General features: G+C 42.9%; 19 protein-coding genes and 1 other RNA gene. 17 read left to right on the plus strand and 3 right to left on the minus strand.

Features of this window, described 5'->3' with window-relative positions; translation table 11 throughout:
• Window positions 1-197 precede the first annotated feature (197 nt).
• From ACYVBM_RS02055 to ACYVBM_RS02085, 7 genes are all read left to right on the plus strand, one after another.
• Window positions 198-824, plus strand: a complete 627-nt coding sequence (locus tag ACYVBM_RS02055; protein WP_460683948.1) for an ABC transporter ATP-binding protein — start codon at window positions 198-200, stop codon at window positions 822-824.
• Entirely contained in the window at window positions 821-2,053 is a 1,233-nt protein-coding gene (locus ACYVBM_RS02060) for an ABC transporter permease (RefSeq protein ID WP_460683949.1), read from the plus strand. Before ACYVBM_RS02055 ends, ACYVBM_RS02060 begins: the two co-directional genes overlap by 4 nt.
• Window positions 2,046-2,636: a hypothetical protein gene (locus ACYVBM_RS02065; RefSeq protein ID WP_460683950.1), complete on the plus strand. Its 591-nt coding sequence runs from the start codon at window positions 2,046-2,048 to the stop codon at window positions 2,634-2,636. The genes ACYVBM_RS02060 and ACYVBM_RS02065 overlap by 8 nt, the downstream gene beginning before the upstream one ends.
• A 285-nt stretch (window positions 2,637-2,921) precedes the next feature.
• Complete coding sequence (locus ACYVBM_RS02070; RefSeq protein ID WP_460683951.1) at window positions 2,922-3,260, plus strand: MerC domain-containing protein; 339 nt, start codon at window positions 2,922-2,924, stop codon at window positions 3,258-3,260.
• A gap of 12 nt (window positions 3,261-3,272) precedes the next feature.
• Window positions 3,273-3,473: a hypothetical protein gene (locus ACYVBM_RS02075; RefSeq protein WP_460683952.1), complete on the plus strand. Its 201-nt coding sequence runs from the start codon at window positions 3,273-3,275 to the stop codon at window positions 3,471-3,473.
• A 57-nt stretch (window positions 3,474-3,530) separates the two neighbouring features.
• The gene (locus tag ACYVBM_RS02080) at window positions 3,531-4,778 is read left to right on the plus strand and encodes a GTP-binding protein (RefSeq protein ID WP_460683953.1); all 1,248 of its coding nucleotides are present in this window, start codon (window positions 3,531-3,533) and stop codon (window positions 4,776-4,778) included.
• A 221-nt stretch (window positions 4,779-4,999) separates the two neighbouring features.
• Window positions 5,000-5,488 carry a hypothetical protein gene (locus ACYVBM_RS02085; RefSeq protein WP_460683954.1) on the plus strand — a complete coding sequence of 163 codons (489 nt, stop codon included), beginning with the start codon at window positions 5,000-5,002 and terminating at the stop codon, window positions 5,486-5,488.
• Here the strand turns inward: ACYVBM_RS02085 and ACYVBM_RS02090 are convergent.
• Window positions 5,478-6,206, minus strand: a complete 729-nt coding sequence (locus tag ACYVBM_RS02090) for a LytR/AlgR family response regulator transcription factor (RefSeq protein WP_460683955.1) — start codon at window positions 6,204-6,206, stop codon at window positions 5,478-5,480. The genes ACYVBM_RS02085 and ACYVBM_RS02090 overlap by 11 nt on opposite strands.
• A gap of 210 nt (window positions 6,207-6,416) precedes the next feature.
• On the opposite strand from ACYVBM_RS02090, the gene ACYVBM_RS02095 reads away from it, so the two are divergent.
• The 9 genes from ACYVBM_RS02095 (at window position 6,417) to fsa (ending at window position 15,320) form a co-directional block, all read left to right on the plus strand.
• Window positions 6,417-7,466 carry a sensor histidine kinase gene (locus ACYVBM_RS02095; RefSeq protein WP_460683956.1) on the plus strand — a complete coding sequence of 350 codons (1,050 nt, stop codon included), beginning with the start codon at window positions 6,417-6,419 and terminating at the stop codon, window positions 7,464-7,466.
• A gap of 291 nt (window positions 7,467-7,757) precedes the next feature.
• Window positions 7,758-8,549 carry a hypothetical protein gene (locus ACYVBM_RS02100; protein WP_460683957.1) on the plus strand — a complete coding sequence of 264 codons (792 nt, stop codon included), beginning with the start codon at window positions 7,758-7,760 and terminating at the stop codon, window positions 8,547-8,549.
• The gene (locus tag ACYVBM_RS02105; RefSeq protein ID WP_460683958.1) at window positions 8,546-8,929 is read left to right on the plus strand and encodes a hypothetical protein; all 384 of its coding nucleotides are present in this window, start codon (window positions 8,546-8,548) and stop codon (window positions 8,927-8,929) included. Before ACYVBM_RS02100 ends, ACYVBM_RS02105 begins: the two co-directional genes overlap by 4 nt.
• A 121-nt stretch (window positions 8,930-9,050) precedes the next feature.
• Complete coding sequence (locus ACYVBM_RS02110; protein ID WP_460683959.1) at window positions 9,051-10,343, plus strand: BspA family leucine-rich repeat surface protein; 1,293 nt, start codon at window positions 9,051-9,053, stop codon at window positions 10,341-10,343.
• Between the two features lie 196 nt (window positions 10,344-10,539).
• A complete protein-coding gene (locus tag ACYVBM_RS02115) occupies window positions 10,540-11,541 on the plus strand; it encodes a carboxypeptidase-like regulatory domain-containing protein (RefSeq protein WP_460683960.1) in 1,002 nt (333 codons plus the stop codon).
• 346 nt (window positions 11,542-11,887) lie between these two features.
• A complete protein-coding gene (gene nadB / locus ACYVBM_RS02120; protein WP_460683961.1) occupies window positions 11,888-13,495 on the plus strand; it encodes an L-aspartate oxidase in 1,608 nt (535 codons plus the stop codon).
• 73 nt (window positions 13,496-13,568) lie between these two features.
• Entirely contained in the window at window positions 13,569-14,447 is an 879-nt protein-coding gene (locus ACYVBM_RS02125) for a lysophospholipid acyltransferase family protein (protein WP_460683962.1), read from the plus strand.
• Window positions 14,448-14,464: 17 nt separating this feature from the next.
• Window positions 14,465-14,564: signal recognition particle sRNA small type (ffs, locus tag ACYVBM_RS02130), an RNA gene on the plus strand.
• Window positions 14,565-14,666: 102 nt separating this feature from the next.
• Window positions 14,667-15,320 carry a fructose-6-phosphate aldolase gene (gene fsa, locus ACYVBM_RS02135; RefSeq protein ID WP_460683963.1) on the plus strand — a complete coding sequence of 218 codons (654 nt, stop codon included), beginning with the start codon at window positions 14,667-14,669 and terminating at the stop codon, window positions 15,318-15,320.
• A 66-nt stretch (window positions 15,321-15,386) separates the two neighbouring features.
• Here fsa and ACYVBM_RS02140 read toward each other — a convergent pair whose 3' ends face one another.
• The gene (locus tag ACYVBM_RS02140) at window positions 15,387-15,536 is read right to left on the minus strand and encodes a hypothetical protein (RefSeq protein WP_460683964.1); all 150 of its coding nucleotides are present in this window, start codon (window positions 15,534-15,536) and stop codon (window positions 15,387-15,389) included.
• Between ACYVBM_RS02140 and ACYVBM_RS02145 the strand changes: the two genes are divergently transcribed.
• Window positions 15,529-16,653 (plus strand): ABC transporter permease, encoded by a 1,125-nt coding sequence (locus ACYVBM_RS02145; protein ID WP_460683965.1) that lies wholly within the window; start codon window positions 15,529-15,531, stop codon window positions 16,651-16,653. The two genes, ACYVBM_RS02140 and ACYVBM_RS02145, sit on opposite strands and share 8 nt — an antisense overlap.
• 93 nt (window positions 16,654-16,746) lie before the next feature.
• Here ACYVBM_RS02145 and ACYVBM_RS02150 read toward each other — a convergent pair whose 3' ends face one another.
• Window positions 16,747-17,478 carry a TrmH family RNA methyltransferase gene (locus ACYVBM_RS02150; protein ID WP_460683966.1) on the minus strand — a complete coding sequence of 244 codons (732 nt, stop codon included), beginning with the start codon at window positions 17,476-17,478 and terminating at the stop codon, window positions 16,747-16,749.
• Window positions 17,479-17,543: the final 65 nt, after the last annotated feature.

Here is a 17,543-nt window from a genome sequence, read left to right on the forward strand (position 1 = left end):
AAAAGAGCATTTCCCGACCTTATTTAATTGCAACAAAGTTGCAATTAAATAAAGAACATATATATTTGTACTCATACTTAATACTCCGGTTTAAAGCAGGATACAATCCTACCGAAGTGCCTTTGAAATAGTTGAAACAAAGAGTAGCAAGTAGCTGAATAAATTTTATGGCATAGCTCTATCAATCCGCTATAACAATGCTACAAACAAACAACATACAATTTTCTTATCCGTCGGTGCAGTTCCGGTTTCCTGATATTCGCTGCTCCGCAGGAAATATATTATTAGTAACAGGTTCTTCCGGAAAGGGTAAAACCACTTTGCTGCATTTATTAGCAGGGTTATTAAAGCCTGAAAGCGGGAGCATCTATATCGGGAAAACGGATATTACGGCTCTATCTGCCGGCGCGTTAGACAAATTCAGAGGACAAAAAACAGGTATTATTTTCCAGCAGCCCCATTTGGTAGCATCATTATCAGTAATGGATAACCTGTTGCTGTCTCCCTATCTCGCGGGCATCCAAACAAATAAAAACCGGGCGAAAGAGTTGCTGGCACAATTAAATATTGCAGAGCAGGCCAATAAAAAGCCCTCACATCTTAGCCAGGGCCAGTTGCAAAGAGCTTCTATTGCAAGAGCCCTGATGAATGCCCCTGTATTGGTGTTAGCCGATGAGCCCACCTCAAGCCTGGATGATGAGAACTGCCATAAAGTAGCCAGGCTGTTGCGGGAGCAGGCAGCTATGTCCAATGCAGCGCTTGTTATTGTAACGCACGACCAGCGGTTGAAACAAATTTTTCACCAAAAAATAGAATTAGTATGATGCTGAAGCTTGCATGGAAAAATTTACTGCATAAACCGCTCAGCACTTTGCTATGCTGGATACTATTAACCGTAAGTGCAGGCACTATTTTTTTACTGATCATCTTACAAGATCGTTTTGAAAATCAGTTCGCCAATAATATCAGCGGCATTGATATGGTGCTGGGCGCTAAAGGAAGCCCGTTGCAGCTAATACTATCGGCAGTTTACCATGTTGACGCGCCCACAGGCAATATCAGCTATGAAGAAGCACAAAAATGGATGCAGCATCCTTTTGTAGAAAAAGCGATCCCACTTGCTTACGGGGATTCGTACAAAGGCTACAGCATCGTTGGCACCACAAAGGATTACCCCGGTAAATATGGCGCCACCATAGCAACCGGCCACTGGAATAAAAACGATTTCGAAGTGGTGGTAGGCAGCGCCTTGGCTGATAAGCTGCAGCTCAAAGCAGGCAGCAGCTTTTACGGTATGCATGGTAATGATGAGCATGGCGAAGAGCACAGGGAAAAAGCCTATACCGTAACAGGTGTGCTGAACCCTACCGGCAGCGTGGTGGATAATCTTATTATTGGTAACATGGAGAGCGTATGGAAGATACATGAACATCATCATGAGAGTGAAGAACACCACGAAACAAACGGACACCACGAAGAAGAAGAACATGGGGAAGCGCACAGGGGAAAAGAATTGACCGCCGTTCTGTTAAAGTTCCGCACCCCGATGGGGAATGTACAGTTGCCCCGCATTATCAATAAGCAAACCAATATGATGGCAGCCGTTCCGGCTATTGAAGTCAACCGCCTGTTTACATTATTTGGCGTAGGTATTGATACGTTAAAGAGCATGGCATGGGGTATCATGCTATTATCAGGATTGAGCGTATTTGTAGCCCTGTTCAACTCACTTAAAGAAAGGAAATATGAGCTGGCGCTGATGCGCACTATGGGCGCCGGCAGAGGAAAACTAACAGGGCTGGTATTACTGGAGGGAGTCATGTTAAGCATTGCAGGTATTATTACCGGGCTGTTATTAAGTCGCCTGGCACTGTGGTTCATAGCGGGTCGCTTTGAAAAAGATTACCACATTTCCATTCAGGCATGGACACTACAATTACCCGCCGAACTGTATGTATGTATGCTGGCTGTTACAATAGGGCTTATCGCATCTCTGGTTCCTGCCGTAAAAGCCTGGTTCATTAATATATCAAAAACATTGGCTAATGGATAAAATAAGAAAGCTGGTGCTGTGGTCTGCATTGATCCTCGTTATTGTTACAACCAATTTTTCATCCTTGTGCAGGCATGGTTGGGTCAATAAAGCAAATGCAGCGTTTACTTATAACCAAACAGCCTCTTCACTCCCGGCTCCTGTATATGCATCTTTTGCATCATTTAAGGAAAATGGTAATATGGTTTTGACAGGCACAGCACCCGGGAATATTACATGGAACCAGCTAGCAGATGTAAACTATGTTTCTAAATATAATAAACAGTTTGATATAGAGATACAGTATCCGGTATTTGGGAACAGCGTTAAGAAAATGGCAGGACAGGAATGGATTATATCGGGCTATATGATACCGCTGGATATAGAAAGCGGGCTGTATGCGCTTTCTAAAAATACTTACGCGGCGTGCTTTTTTTGCGGGGCCGCCGGTGTTGAGTCTGTTATCTCTCTCAAGTTCAAAACAAAGCCCCGGCGCTATAAAACCGATGAATACTGCTATATGAAAGGAAAGCTGGAGCTGAATGACAGCAACGTCAATGACTTTATATATATATTCAGGAATACAGAAGAGGTTAAAAAGTAATGCTATCGTGAAAATCTTTGCAATAATAATGAGCAGCTACCTTAAGGCGCCAATAAAGGAGCATTAATAGCGGCTCTTCGACAGATTCAGGGCGATTCCACACTTTATAATTATGTACATAGTTCTCACAGTTATACGGGATGCAATTTTTCTTCACCTTATAGTGCACAACCAAAAATCTAAATAAGTTCAACTCCAATAAAATATTCTTCCTGTTTCAATGGGAAAAACAAAAAATTCATATATTTGCAACGTTGTTGCAAATATTAAAACTTAAACTTTTTTATGAAATCCAAAGTATTTGACTGGTTAGGCATATCCGCCGCTGTATTATGCTTAATTCATTGCCTGCTATTTCCTGTGCTGATGGTTATTCCATTGGGTATAGAGCATAATGCCTACATTGATGCGACCTTTTTGCTGATCGGTTCTGTTGTGGTGTACCGGGTTACAGGTAATATAGCATCTAAAAAACTGAAATATACTTTCTGGGCGGCTATCTGCCTGATAGCTGTTTCAGTACTGCTGGACTTAATATTCCATATCCATTCCCCGTTGATTTATATAGGCGCTGCGTTACTGATAACCGCACATATCATCAATTTCAAAAATCACAAACATTAAGCTGTATAAACGATGATACCGCAAACATTTGAACAGTGGAAACATTGCATAGTCAATAAATGCCGCATCCCACTCACCAAAGATTTTGCAAAAAGCCGTCTTGCTATCTATAAAGAAAGCGACCATCCTGAAACAAAAAAATTCGTTCAGCTATACGGAGCCCAACATTTACGGCATATTGTTGAATGGCTCAACCTCGTGGCAGGAACTTAATAATACGTGGCCCATCTGCTTTCGACTGCTAAAAAGTAAAACTATAAACTATTATCTATGACAGAAAATTATGCACAACCATTAAATCCTGACGAAAAGCCTGTCACCAAAAAGCTTCCTGTGACCGTGTTGAGCGGCTTCCTGGGAGCAGGAAAAACAACCCTGCTCAACCATATTTTACATAATAAAGAAGGAATTAAAGTAGCGGTTATTGTAAATGATATGAGCGAGGTAAACGTAGATGCGCGATTGGTAGAACACGAAAATACGCTTTCCCGTACCGAAGAAAAACTGGTAGAGATGAGCAACGGCTGCATCTGCTGTACACTCCGGCAGGACCTTATGACCGAGGTGGAAAAACTCGCCAGGGAAGAACGTTTTGATTACCTGCTCATTGAAAGCACCGGTATCAGTGAGCCCATACCAGTCGCACAAACTTTTTCTTATGTGGATGAAAACAACGGTATAGATCTTTCCCGCTTCAGCTACATCGATACAATGGTTACAGTAGTGGATTGTTTCAATTTCTTAAAAGATTTCGGAACCAATGAATTACTGCAGGATCGTCACCTTACCGATACAGAAGGCGACGAGCGCACCATTGTCAACTTATTGACGGACCAGGTGGAGTTTGCCAATGTGATCATCTTAAATAAAACCGATCTCGTGGATGCTTATACCACAGGCCTATTAAAAGCTGCTATTCACCAATTAAACCCGGGTGCAAAGATCATTGCTTCCATATTTGGCAGGGTAGATCCCAAAAAGATCCTCAATACAGGACTTTTTGATTTTGAAGAAGCCCAAAACTCTGCAGGCTGGCAAAAAGAGCTGGAAGCGCAACATCATACGCCGGAAACAGAGGAATATGGTATCAGCTCGTTTGTATTTCGTAACCAAAAGCCTTTTCATCCTGAAAGGTTCTGGCGCTATCTCAACATAAAATATCCTGAAAATATAATACGCGCCAAAGGCCTGTTTTGGCTGGCCTCCCGACCCAACGATGCCTTAAATTTTTCCCAGGCCGGCGGCTCCTCAAGGCTTGAACGGGCCGGCGTATGGTGGTGCAGCATGCCTTTTGATGAAAGAATGCGCTATGCCGCTTATGTATATAACAGGGAAATTGTTGAAGAAAGATGGAGCAAAAAATGGGGCGACCGTATGAATGAGCTGGTGTTTATAGGCCACTACGTTGATAAGAAAAAGATAATAAACGAGCTGGAAAAATGCCTGTTACGGGATGATGAAGTCTACCTCTTTGATACGAAAACCCGGTTTAATGATCCGTTCCCGAAAAATATATGAATTAAGAAGGAAAACAACAGGAATATGCATCCCTGATGTTTTCTCTGTTTGCTATCTTTTTGGATCATATCCTCAATACAAATTGTTGAATCTCTTAGCGGTCATTGGTTACTTTACCCCTCTATAAATACGTTTATGCCTCTATAATGCTGTTGGTCGAATACTGGAAAGCCGGTTTTTCTGGCCCGTTACTTTTACGTAATTATTTAAAAAAATTTCAAATGAATTTAAAAAACAGCAAGGCCGCTTTAGTAACTGTTACTGTCATACTATTCGTCTTTACAGGATCATGCCAGGGGCCAAAAGAGCCGGGAACACGCAATGCTCCTTTTATCGGCAAACGCATGCAATTAAAAGCGCTCACCGTAACACCCGATGTAGATTGGAATATCGACGGAATTCCGGATAAGGACATTTATGCGCTTCTGGAACCCTGCGAAAAGGATGACAGGCTTGTTTTACAAAGCGATCACCGGGTTATACGCAGCTCGGGAAAAATAAAATGTGAGGAAGACGAAGAAGATTTCAGGGTAAGCGGCCGTTGGGAATATAACGAAAAAAAGCAGACCCTTATATTGAATGAAGAAGATCAGGTACAGGAGTTTAAAATAGTAAAATATGCGGCCGGCCGGCTCACGCTGAGTTACAGGTTCACCGACACCAGCAACCGACTACATCTCATAACGGCTGTATATGTTTTTACACCATAAGGTTTTTAATCAGGGGCAGGTAGTTTCTGCCCACATTAAATTCTATACCGTTTTCCATTACCAGGAATGTTTTACCGATATCTTTATACACTTCCCTGACATACGACATATTTACTACAATAGACCGGTGTACCCGCACGAATTTTTGCTGGTCAAATTTAGAAGATAAAGCACTGATACCCGCTGAGCTCAGATAGCTGGAACCAAAAGTATGGATTTCAGTATGATCTCCATTAGCTTTTAAAAACAGGATATCATCTGTTGCTATATTGCGAAACCGTTTGTTATGCTCTACCAGGATGCGGTTGGAAAAAACGGTTTGCTTTTGATAGGTTCCGGCGGCAGCTAATGATTGATGAGGAGTCTGTTGCTCCAGTCGGAACATAGTGCGTTCAAATCGCTCTTTTGTATACGGCTTCAGCAGGTAATCGACAGCATTGGCTTCAAAAGCCTGTATGGCATATTTATCATAGGCAGTAGTGAATATAACCTGGGGAACATGTTCAATCTGTTGCAACACTTCGAAACCATTAGCGCCGGGCATCTGGATGTCAAGAAAAACAAGATCCGGCTCCATCTGGTTGATGGACCTGATAGCTTCCGGCCCGTTGACACATTCACCTGCAACAAAAAACTGATCATAGGGCTGCAGATACTGCTTTACCAGTGTTCTGCCATGTTCTTCATCATCTATAATCAATACCGGCTTCCTGGGCATGTTGTTTATTTTTTAAAACATTTCTTTTAATGCAAGATACTTAAATTTATAACTCTTGATTTCATTATAGAACATACAGAGGCCTGACATTTTTATACGTGAGCGATATTCCCGGTGTTTTTCACCAGTAATGGCTGTTCACAGTTGTCGTATTTTCCGACTGATAAAAAAGTTATGCATCCAAAATACATCATCGTAATAAAGCGGTTTATGGAACAAGTATTTAAAGGCAGTAAGGCAACAAGAAGAGAGATCTCCCTTTTTGTGTTTTGTCTCGTGGTTATGAGTGTACTTTATAGCACGCCAAGATTATTCTCCCAGGGGTTTTCATTTCCCTTCCTTGGAGAGCTGGCTGTAGATTGTTTCATTATGGCTGTTGCCTGTTTGCCGGTATGGTGGCTTCAGTTCCGGATGTGGGCTCACTTACCTATAAAACGCCGTTTTTCGTTGCACTTTATCACAGGAATACTGTACTACATCATCTGGGTCGGGCTTTATCAGTTATATAACCGGGTGGCTGGTCTTCCCCCAATGAGCGGCAAACAGGTTTTTCAGAATATAGGTCCCAATCTGCTGTTTTATATCCAGGTATTCAGCTCGCTGCATATCGATCTTTTTTTCAGGGAAAGAGCGGCACAGCATCAGCGCGAACAGGAATTACAAAAATCAACTCACCAGGCCGAGATCAATGCGCTAAAGGCACAGATACAGCCTCATTTTCTTTTTAATGCCTTAAGCAGTATCAGCGCTTCTGTTCCGGCAGCGCAGGAACATACGCGGATACTGATAGGACGGCTGGCCGATATTTTCCGGTATGCGCTCCGCGCTACACAACAGGATCTGGTGCCCTTATCGCAGGAGCTGGATTTTATCCGCACCTACCTTTCACTGGAAAAAGAGCGTTTCGGAACAAGACTCGTATATACAATAGAAACCAACCGGGAAGTAGAGGGTGTTTACATATCTCCTATGCTCTTACAGCCGCTGGTAGAAAATGCCATAAAGCACGGCATAGAGCCTTCCATTTACGGCGGAGAAATATTTATAAGCTGTATTCAGGAGGAAAACAAAATACATATCCGTATTGAAAACACCGGTCATCCTTATACAGGTACGGTTGATAATATGTTTGAAGGACAAGGTTTAGGCCTGTCTAACACAGCAAAGCGGCTGCAAAGCCTGTATGGAGCATTGTTACACATATCGATAAAGCCACATGGCGGAGTAGCCATTTCTTTTTATATTCCTTCTTATTCATAAGTGTATTCATCAATGCTGATTTTTATCAGGATACCGGCCCGCCTTACTACTTTCAGCATCCTTTCACAGCCTATCCCGAAATGTGGTATACACTGTAACAGTAATGCTGCTATTAGCAGCATACTGCAACATCAGGCCAATCAGCGTATTGATCAATAAATATTTCTTAAAGAGAAACCAATCATTGTTCTATTCCATGCTATTCATCGGCTGATAAAGTCGTTCATCCCGGCCGGTGGTTGTTCAACGAATAGTTTATATATACCTGTTACCACATGCTACATTCGGCGTATGAATAAACAATTTTTAGACAGTTATTGTACAGGCTGCATATTGGTTGCAGTGTTGGCAGGTTGTGGCAAGAACACCCAATGGGTTAACAAAGAAGACGAATTGTTATTTAACAGTATTGAGAGCGTAAGCCGCCAGCCCGGTTTTGGTAACAGCGATGAAATGCCGCAAGGTACGCCGTTCGGGTTGCCGAAAGGCCTGCATTTCGTAACGCGCACCCATCATCCATTTGACCCGGACCTCAGTAAGCTAAAGGGGAATATGAATACTTTTTATGTAGATATTAATATTGTTTCGGATAAGGCCTGGGCAGGAGGAGAAGTGATTTTCCCGCAAGGACTGGTGCTGCTTAATACTGCGCCAAGCCGTATACAGAACGGCATGCTTATCGACAGAGAACCTGTAACCGTTCCTCCTTATAGCTCATCGAATGACAGGGACACCACCACAGTATATCTTGGTGTGGCATGTATGAATGCGGGTAAAGGCATTCCCTGGGCCGACAATTCTGGCGAGGATGACCGCAATTACCCCATTGCTAAAGGTATGCACAGGCCCTATGTTGTAACCACCAATAAAGAAGTGCTTAAATTCTTATCCTTACTGAAAGGCAAAGAACATCTGCGGCTTACCCGACATTATAATCCACGGGAGCAGTTTGAAGAAGATTATATAGAGCCGGAGTGGTTAAAACCCTATAGTATTATACAGAAAATGTTCTGGAAAATGACAGATGGACCAGGATTAACCCAAAGTGATCTGAAAGAGTTAATGAAAGCTATACAAAAATGAAAAGAATAATTTTTGTATCAGAGCTTCTTTTAGGAATCAGCTTTGTGTTTGGCGCAGTGAATGGTTTACTCATTCCGTTCGGATATAAAGCGATCATTCCTGTAAACCCCGGTTCAGCATTTGCAACAGTTCTGTCTCAAACGAATTATATTTTCATACTTCAAAAACTCGTGGAGCTTTTGTTCGGGATTCTATTATTAACGCGCCGGCTCCGGTTCCTCTGCCTTGTGGCTTTAGCGCCTATTGTAGTTTCCATACTGCTTTATCACCTCTTTGATGATACAGATGGGCGGCCGGTTGGAATAAGTGTTTTTATTCTTTATGCGGTTAGTTTATCAGGGCATAAAGAAAGCCTTTACCGCTTATTCCAATTAAAGTAATCCATATCAGAAGCCTTCAATATGCTTTACAGAAAAGCCATAAGCACTACTAACCTTTTTACTATCCTGCCAGGCCACAATCATGAACAAATCTTTAATTAACAAATAAAAATCCAAACAAATGAAACACTTTTTTTTGATCCCGGCTATACTGCTGTCCCTTGCTGCCGGTGCCCAGAATTTTATTACGAAGTGGGCATTCACCGAACCTTCCAGAACCATAACGTTTAACGGGTTGACAGAGGGAGATGTGGTTTGCAGATGGACCTCTACCTCTACCCCTGCGGGAGGCACTGTCAGATTCAATAACAGTAAAGATAATGAGCCGATACATTTGCCAATATTCATAGCTGCCGGTGATACGGTGACGCTGAATATGGAACCCGCCAACCTAAGGCGCTTTTTTATGGCTGGCGGGTATAACGGTTCAAATGCCCGTCAGCTGATAGAAATAAGGCAATGGGGAAATGTTCCCTGGACAAGTATGGAAGTTGCCTTTACTAATTGTGCTAACCTTAAGCTGATAGCTACAGATGTGCCCAATCTGTCAGGAGTTAAAAGTATGAAACAGATGTTTTGGATTTGCCCTCTTTTTGTACCGCCTTTTAATATGGACCTCTGGAATGTAAGCGGTGTAACCGATATGGAGTCTATGTTTGCGGAAACAGGCTCTTTTAACCGGGACCTGGCAACATGGAAGCTGAATTCACTTGTCAATGCGGCAGGCATGTTCAGCAACAGCGGTATAAGCTGCGAGAATTACAGCCGTACCTTAAAAAGCTGGGCCAGCAATCCCATTACCACCAACAACGTAAACTTTACAGTCCAAAGAGGAGCTATATATGCCAATACCGCTGAATCTTATCGTAATATGCTTATTGCCAAAGGATGGAGCATTAGTATGGATGGTATAGCCACTCCCGCTAATTCCTGTTACGATATGGTATTGCCCGTAACCTTTGGCAATGTAAGTGCCACACTCAAAAACGGCAGGCTGCTGGTGAGTTGGGCTACCCTTACCGAAACTAATAACCGCTATTTTGAGATAGAAACCGCTGCAGATGGTATAAGCTTTACCAGAACAGGCAGGGTTTTATCCAAAGCAGAAGAAGGCAGCTCGTCAGCACAATTAAATTATGAGTTCAGCAGCAGCATAAACGGTCCGGCATGGATGGCGGGCATGGGAATGCTGCTGTTAGGCAGCGCCGGTTTGGGCATCAGCTTTCGTAAAAAATACCTGTTCCTGCTGCTGATGGTGCCAGGTATGGGGTTAAGCATTGCAGGCTGTACTAAAAACAATGGTCCTTCAACGGGAGCTGACAGCAGCCTGTATGTACGAATTAAGCAGGTAGATAAGGATGGCCGTTTTACATATAGTAAAGTGGTAAAAGCAGTGAAGGAGCAAAACCTGTAGTATAAAAAGATTTTAAACCTTCAGGCAACCTGATTGCCGCTCTTTTGTATGCTTTTCCCTTCTCCCGAAGAATGCAGTGCCCAAACAAAGTAAAAACCATTTTTAAGATAAGTACAGCCGTTGCTTTTATCCTGTTACACCATACAATTAAATCTGAATAAAAAATTTTATTAAAACTTTAAAAGCTGGAAATAAAATGAAGAAACGACCCTTGTTTATTGCGCTGTGCCTGCTTGGCACGCTTATTTTAAGCTGTTCCAAATCAGGAGATTCATCATCTCCCGGCCCTGATGAGCCTCCGGAAACTACCGGGGATGAAATACGCACGCCCATTCCCTTTAATCAACTGCCCGCTTCTTCACGGGAGCTGTCAGTACCAGGTCCGCAATTTTATGTAGACGTTATGGGAATGCAGCGCCCCAGACTTCCTAAATTTAAAACGCTCGAAATTAAGCCCAATAAGTTAAGAGGTTATGTAAAAGACATGTATGGCCGTCCTTTGCAGGGTGCCCGCATAGGTATACGCTCTTCCATCATCGGGGGCAGCTACAGTTCTGCCTCTGGCGATACCGATGCTACAGGCTATTATGAGATTTTACTACCGGTGGGTACTGTTGAGATATGGGGAACAAAATACCTGCTGGATTATGAATCAGGGAAAGCACCTGTATCCCTGTTTCCTGCAGACAGTAGCCTGAGCAGTTTTACATCTACCAGCGGCGCAGTAAAAAACTTCGTATTCCTCCCGTATAGTCATGCAGAACCTGAAAATATAGGAAGCGGTCCCTATTGGCCCAGCAGCTACCTGGGAGGCTCCATACATCTTTCCTATACATTGCGCACACAGTCGTTACCACTGCCCGGAAGTTTCCCGGTAGGCAGTGTGATCCTGGTCAAACTCACTCCGATCGACCTGGTGCATGCTGATGAAAAGATCAGCTTTACTATCCGTAAAGTTGTAGAAAGCACAGAGCTTTACATCAATAATATTCCCTTAGGCCGTTATAAAATGGAATTAAAGCTGGAAAATGGTCCGGTTCTTTTTATGAAAGAGAATATCAATCTAAAACCGCAGTTTGGCATGCAGCCCAAGCAGGCAACCGGCAGCACACAGGTTAATTTTATACCAGGAGATCCTGAGGTGCTGGCATGGTATGGCAACTGGTGGATTGTGCCTGTTATTATTGAGCATCCATAATTATTTCATGATATAAAAGAGGCATACAGGGCCTTTACTTTTAAATACAAAGCAGTAGCTATAACCTGACCACGATAAAAAACCTATACAGTGGCATCTCTCCTCCGTAAGGGAGCATGATGTATTTTAGGAGCCAGGTGCAGCGTTTTCGCTACACCTGCTTATACTGCCACATCCTTTGCCTGCGAAACGTAAAAATGTTATACTCCTGTTCGGGGCAGGCAGGTTCTGTGAACGAAAATTTTTATGTAGGTTTGATGCCATATAACCCGGGACAATAAAGAGTGCGAGGCAATATTGATGCTACCGGCGCTCGGCCCGGCCCATAAAAGTTTAAAGCGAGCACATGCAACAGGTAGATTTTTTAGTAATCGGTACAGGCATAGCCGGTCTTACTTATGCCTTCAAAATGGCATCGACATATCCCGATAAAAAAGTGCTGGTGCTCACCAAAGCAGCTGCAGACGAAACCAATACAAAATATGCACAGGGCGGAGTGGCCGTAGTAAACGATCCTGAAAATGACAGCTTTGAAAAGCATATAGAGGATACGCTTATTGCCGGGGACGGGCTATGCAATGAAAAAATTGTAGAAATTGTGGTGAAAGAAGGTCCCGATCGCATTAACGAACTAATTGCCCTGGGAACCAACTTTGATAAAGAAGCCGATGGCGATTATAAAAGAGGCAAAGAAGGCGGACACAGCGAGTTTCGCATCCTGCACCATAAAGACATTACGGGCTGGGAAATGGAACGTGCCCTGCTGGAAGCTGTAGGTAAATGCCCTAATATACAGATATGCAAACACTATTTTGTTATTGACATCATTACCCAGCACCATTTAGGTTACCTGGTTACCAAAGCAACCCCGGACATTGTATGCTACGGCGTATATGTGCTGAACCTGGAAACCAACCGGATTGAAACAGTTGCGGCCAAAACAACTTATTTAGCTTCGGGCGGAAACGGGCAGGTGTACAGGGTTACCACAAATCCCTACATTGCTACAGGCGATGGCATTGGAATGGTGTACCGGGCCAAGGGACGTATAGAAAATATGGAGTTCATCCAGTTTCATCCCACAGCCCTGTACGAACCGGGCCTTGTAGGGCAGGCATTTTTGATCACAGAAGCAGTACGTGGCGATGGTGGTATTTTGCGTAATAAAGAGGGCGAGGCCTTTATGGAACGATATGATGAACGTAAAGATCTTGCCCCCCGCGATATTGTGGCGCGCGCTATAGACAGTGAAATGAAGCGCACCGGTACCGAATTTGTTTACCTCGATTGCAGGCATTTCAATATTGAAAAATTTACAGAGCACTTCCCCAATATTTATGAAAAATGCAAGAGCATAGGCATCGATATTACAAAAGATATGATACCCGTTTCACCTGCGGCACATTACAGTTGCGGTGGTATCAAAGTAGATGAATGGGGGCAAACCTCCATACGCAATTTATATGCGGTAGGCGAATGCAGCAGCACGGGTCTGCATGGCGCTAACCGGCTGGCCAGCAACTCGCTGTTGGAAGCGATGGTTTTTGCACATCGATGTTTTGTTCATATTTCCGGCAGGATAGACGAAATAGAAGCCTGCGAGGTTCCTGTGCTCCCCGAATGGAGTGCCAAAGGCACTTCAAACCCGAAAGAGATGATCCTGATCACCCAAAGCCTTAAGGAGCTTCGCCAGGTAATGAGCGATTATGTGGGAATCGTACGCAATAATATCAGGCTGCAGCGTGCATCCAAAAGGCTCGACCTGCTATTTGAAGAAACAGAAATATTGTATAAAACCAGCACCGTTTCGCCCCATTTGCTGGAACTTCGCAACCTTATTACTGTGGGGTATCTTATTGTAAAAGGGGCCAGCTTCCGTAAAGAAAGCCGGGGCCTCAATTACAATACAGATTATCCGCAGAAGAGTGAATTATTGCAAAATATTGTATTGTAAAATAAGCCCGTAGTTAATGGTTCATGGTGGATAGTAAGTCCATGAACTATGAACTATGAACCATTAACTTAAAATGTACTACATCGTTTACTTCTTTTTTTATCTTGTTTCCCTGCTGCCTTTGCGGGTATTATACCTTATATCCAACTTCTTTTATGGTGTGGTATACTATGTTATTGGTTATCGGAAAAAGGTGGTGATGCAGAACCTCGAAATTGCATTTCCTCAAAAAACAAAACAGGAAAGGATACGCATTGCAAAGAACTTTTACCACAAATTCATTGATTCATTTATCGAAACCATTAAGCTGTTATCAGCGCCGGACTCTTTTTTTGAAAAACGTTTAACCGGCAATTGGGAAATCGTGGAACAGTATTATGAACAGGGGCGGTCGGTACAGCTACACCTGGGCCATAATTTTAACTGGGAATGGGGCAACGTGGTTGCCGTTAAAAAACTAAGCTATAAATTCCTGGGCGTTTACATGCCCATATCTAATAAAACAATAGACAGGATATTTAAGAAAATACGCTCCCGCAGCGGCACGGTTCTGCTAAGCGCCCACCACATGACAAAAGCTTTTTTACCCCACCGGAATACCCAATATTGCCTGGGGCTGGTAGCCGATCAAAGCCCGGCTAATGCAGCAAAAGCAGCATGGTTTTATTTTTTCGATCGCAAAACTGCTTTTATCATGGGCCCTGCTAAAAATGCGGCAAAAAACAATACGGTTGTAATATTTGCTTTTATCAGCCGGCCAAAAAGAGGTTACTATAATATAACTTTCTCTGTTGCGGAAGAAAACCCGAAACCAGAAAGCGAAATTGAACTTACACATCAGTTTGTTACCTACCTGGAAAGGGTGATTAAAGCCAACCCTGATATGTGGTTATGGAGCCATAGAAGATGGAAGCATGAGTGGAAAGAAGAATATGGTGAAGTAATTGAGTAGAATTTCTTATCTTTGCAGCGCAGGTCTCATACGGCCAGCTCCTGATGAACCTCCCCAGGGTCGGAAGACAGCAAGGATATTCGGTTGTAGCGGCGCGATATGAGTAGCCTGCTTTTTTTATTGAATATTTAATATCCTTTCCCATTGTATTTTGCTAATCTTTCTTAAACTTTGACAGTATTAATTTCCTATCTTATTATTAAATATTAATACATTCTTATGAAGTTTTTTATTGATACCGCAAACCTCGACCAGATCAAAGAAGCCCATGATATGGGCATATTAGATGGTGTGACTACCAACCCATCCTTAATGGCTAAAGAAGGCATTAAAGGTCACGACGCCATCATGAAACATTATGTTGATATCTGCAATATTGTAGATGGCGATATCAGCGCAGAAGTGATCAGCACTGATTTTGATGGCATCATAGCTGAAGGGAAAAAACTGGCAGCCCTTCATCCTAATATTATCGTAAAAGTTCCCATGATTAAAGACGGCGTAAAAGCCATTAAGTGGTTTGCTGATAATGGTATTAAAACCAATTGCACATTGGTATTTAACGCCGGGCAGGCCATATTGGCGGCAAAAGCAGGAGCTAAATATGTTTCTCCATTTATCGGCCGTATTGATGACAGCGGCTGGGATGGCGTTCAGCTGATCGAGCAGATCGTACATATTTATAATATACAGGGTTTTAAAACAGAAGTGCTGGCAGCTTCGATCCGTAACGCCAATCATATCATTCGCTGTGCTGAAGCCGGTGCCGATGTTTGTACCTGCCCGCTGGAACCCATCCTCGCATTATTAAAGCATCCTTTAACAGACATCGGCCTCGCCAAGTTTTTGGAGGATGCCAAGAAATCACAGTAAATCAGTTTATAAGGTAATAAGTTAGCAGGTTTACAGGGGAGTACCGACTCCCGACCTGTCAACTTATCAACCGCTCCACATATCAACTTTCCAACATATCAACGTATCTTCTTTCATAGCCCATCGTATTGCATTCAACCCAAACCGGTCTTTTTCCAGGTTTATCATCAGGCTGTCTATTGTAGCTTCGGCAATAAGCGTAGCCGCTATGATCATTACTTTGGCGTTTGCGAATGGATTTCAGAAAAAGGTAAGCGAAAAGGTATTTAGTTTCTGGGGGCATGTACGTATACAGCAAACGCTACCCTACTCTTCTCTTATAACAGAAGAAATACCCATTACCAACAATTCGGAAATGGTTAATAGAATAAAATCCAGCCCCGAAGTAAAAAGTATTTATCCTTTCGCCACCCGGTACGCCATTCTTAAAACAAAAGATGACCTGCAGGGTATACTGGTAAAAGGACTGGACAAAAGCTACGATCCCAGCTATTTAAAAGAATTCATGGTGGAAGGCAGTTTTGTTCGTTTTAACGATAGTACCTACAGCCGCGACATCATGATTTCGAAAAAAACAGCGCAGGAGCTGAAGTTGAAATTAGGTGATAAGGTTTTGATCTATTTTATCCGGCCTGATGGCTCCAAAAGGCCCGACAGGCTTACTATTAAAGGAATTTTCAAAACAGGTATCGGCGATTTTGACAACTCTTTCGCGATCGGGGATATCCAACTCATTCGCAGGCTGAATAACTGGCAGCAGAACCAGGTGGGGGGGTACGAAATTGTTTTACACAACTATCAAAAAGCAGATAGCGTGGCACAACAACTTGAGCGGCTGCCTGGTTTTGATGAAGACTGGAGTGTTCAGAATATTAAAGACTTTGTTCCTAATATTTTTGACTGGCTGAACATGCAGGATACTACAAGAAATGTGCTCATCGGTATCATGATCGTTGTAGCGGTTATCAACCTGATCACCTGCCTGATTATCCTGGTTTTAGAAAGAATGCGCATGGCAGGTGTGCTGAAAGCTTTAGGCGCCACCGACTGGAGTGTACAAAAGATATTTCTGCGGCATAGCTTAATTATTGCGCTCCGCGGTATCCTGATCGGCGCTGGTATAGGATTAGCTATTTTATATGCTCAGGTAAAAACAGGGTTTATAAAATTAGATGAAGAGGCGTACTATATGGATCGGGCTGCGGTGCAGATAACGGCAGGAGAAGTGGTTCTTATTTGTTCCATTACTTTTATGATCTGTATGCTGGTGCTGTTAATTCCTTCTTATATTGTAAAAAAAATACAGCCGGTAAAAGCCATTCATTTCAGGTAAAGCGAAGGGAATGAGATGTTAGACATATAAGATGTACAGTGTACAACAGCCTACTCACCACTCTTCACTCACTATTCACTACTCCCTACTCACTTATTTCACATGCGAGAGTATAATACCTGTAGCTACAGCCGCGTTCAAAGACTCTGCCATGCCCCATCTTTCAATAGTTATTTTTTGTGCAACCCTTTTCATTATATCACTTCTTATACCTTTCGATTCATTACCAATTACAATAACCCCATGAGACAGCGGCGGAATTTTTTTTAAAGGTGTTCCATTTAAAGCGGCCCCATAAAAGCAGGTATCCGGTTGGGCAGCCATCCAGCCATCCAGGTCAGTATATAACAGCTTCACCCTGAAAATACTGCCCATGGTAGCCTGCACCACTTTAGGGCTGAAAGCATCTGCACAATCTTTACTGCAAATGATCTGCTCTATACCAAACCAGTCGGCGATACGGATAATGGTTCCCAAATTCCCCGGGTCCTGTATGCCATCAAGGGCAAGGCTTAACAGGTGCTGCCTGAACCTGAAATGGCCGGTAGGAATCTCAGCAAGTGCCAATACCTGGTTGGGCGTTTTTAATTGGGATATCCTCTGAAGATCAGATGCTGAAACAACCTGCAACATTACATCCGGGCAGGAGGTTGCATGATTGCCGGCCCATTCTTCAAGAGCATATACTTTAGTAATTTTTACCTCCTGTGAAGCCAGCGCTTCTCCTGTTATTTTGGGTCCTTCAATAAGATAAATCCCTTCTTCTTGCCTGAATTTTTTTTGGCTTAAACTTTGAATATATTTGACCTCAGATTTATTAAGCATCCTGTTACAATAATTCAATCAATTGCGTAAAAACGTACTATTATACAAAAATAAATATCCAGGCC

The sequence above is a fragment of the Niabella aquatica genome, assembly GCF_054779315.1.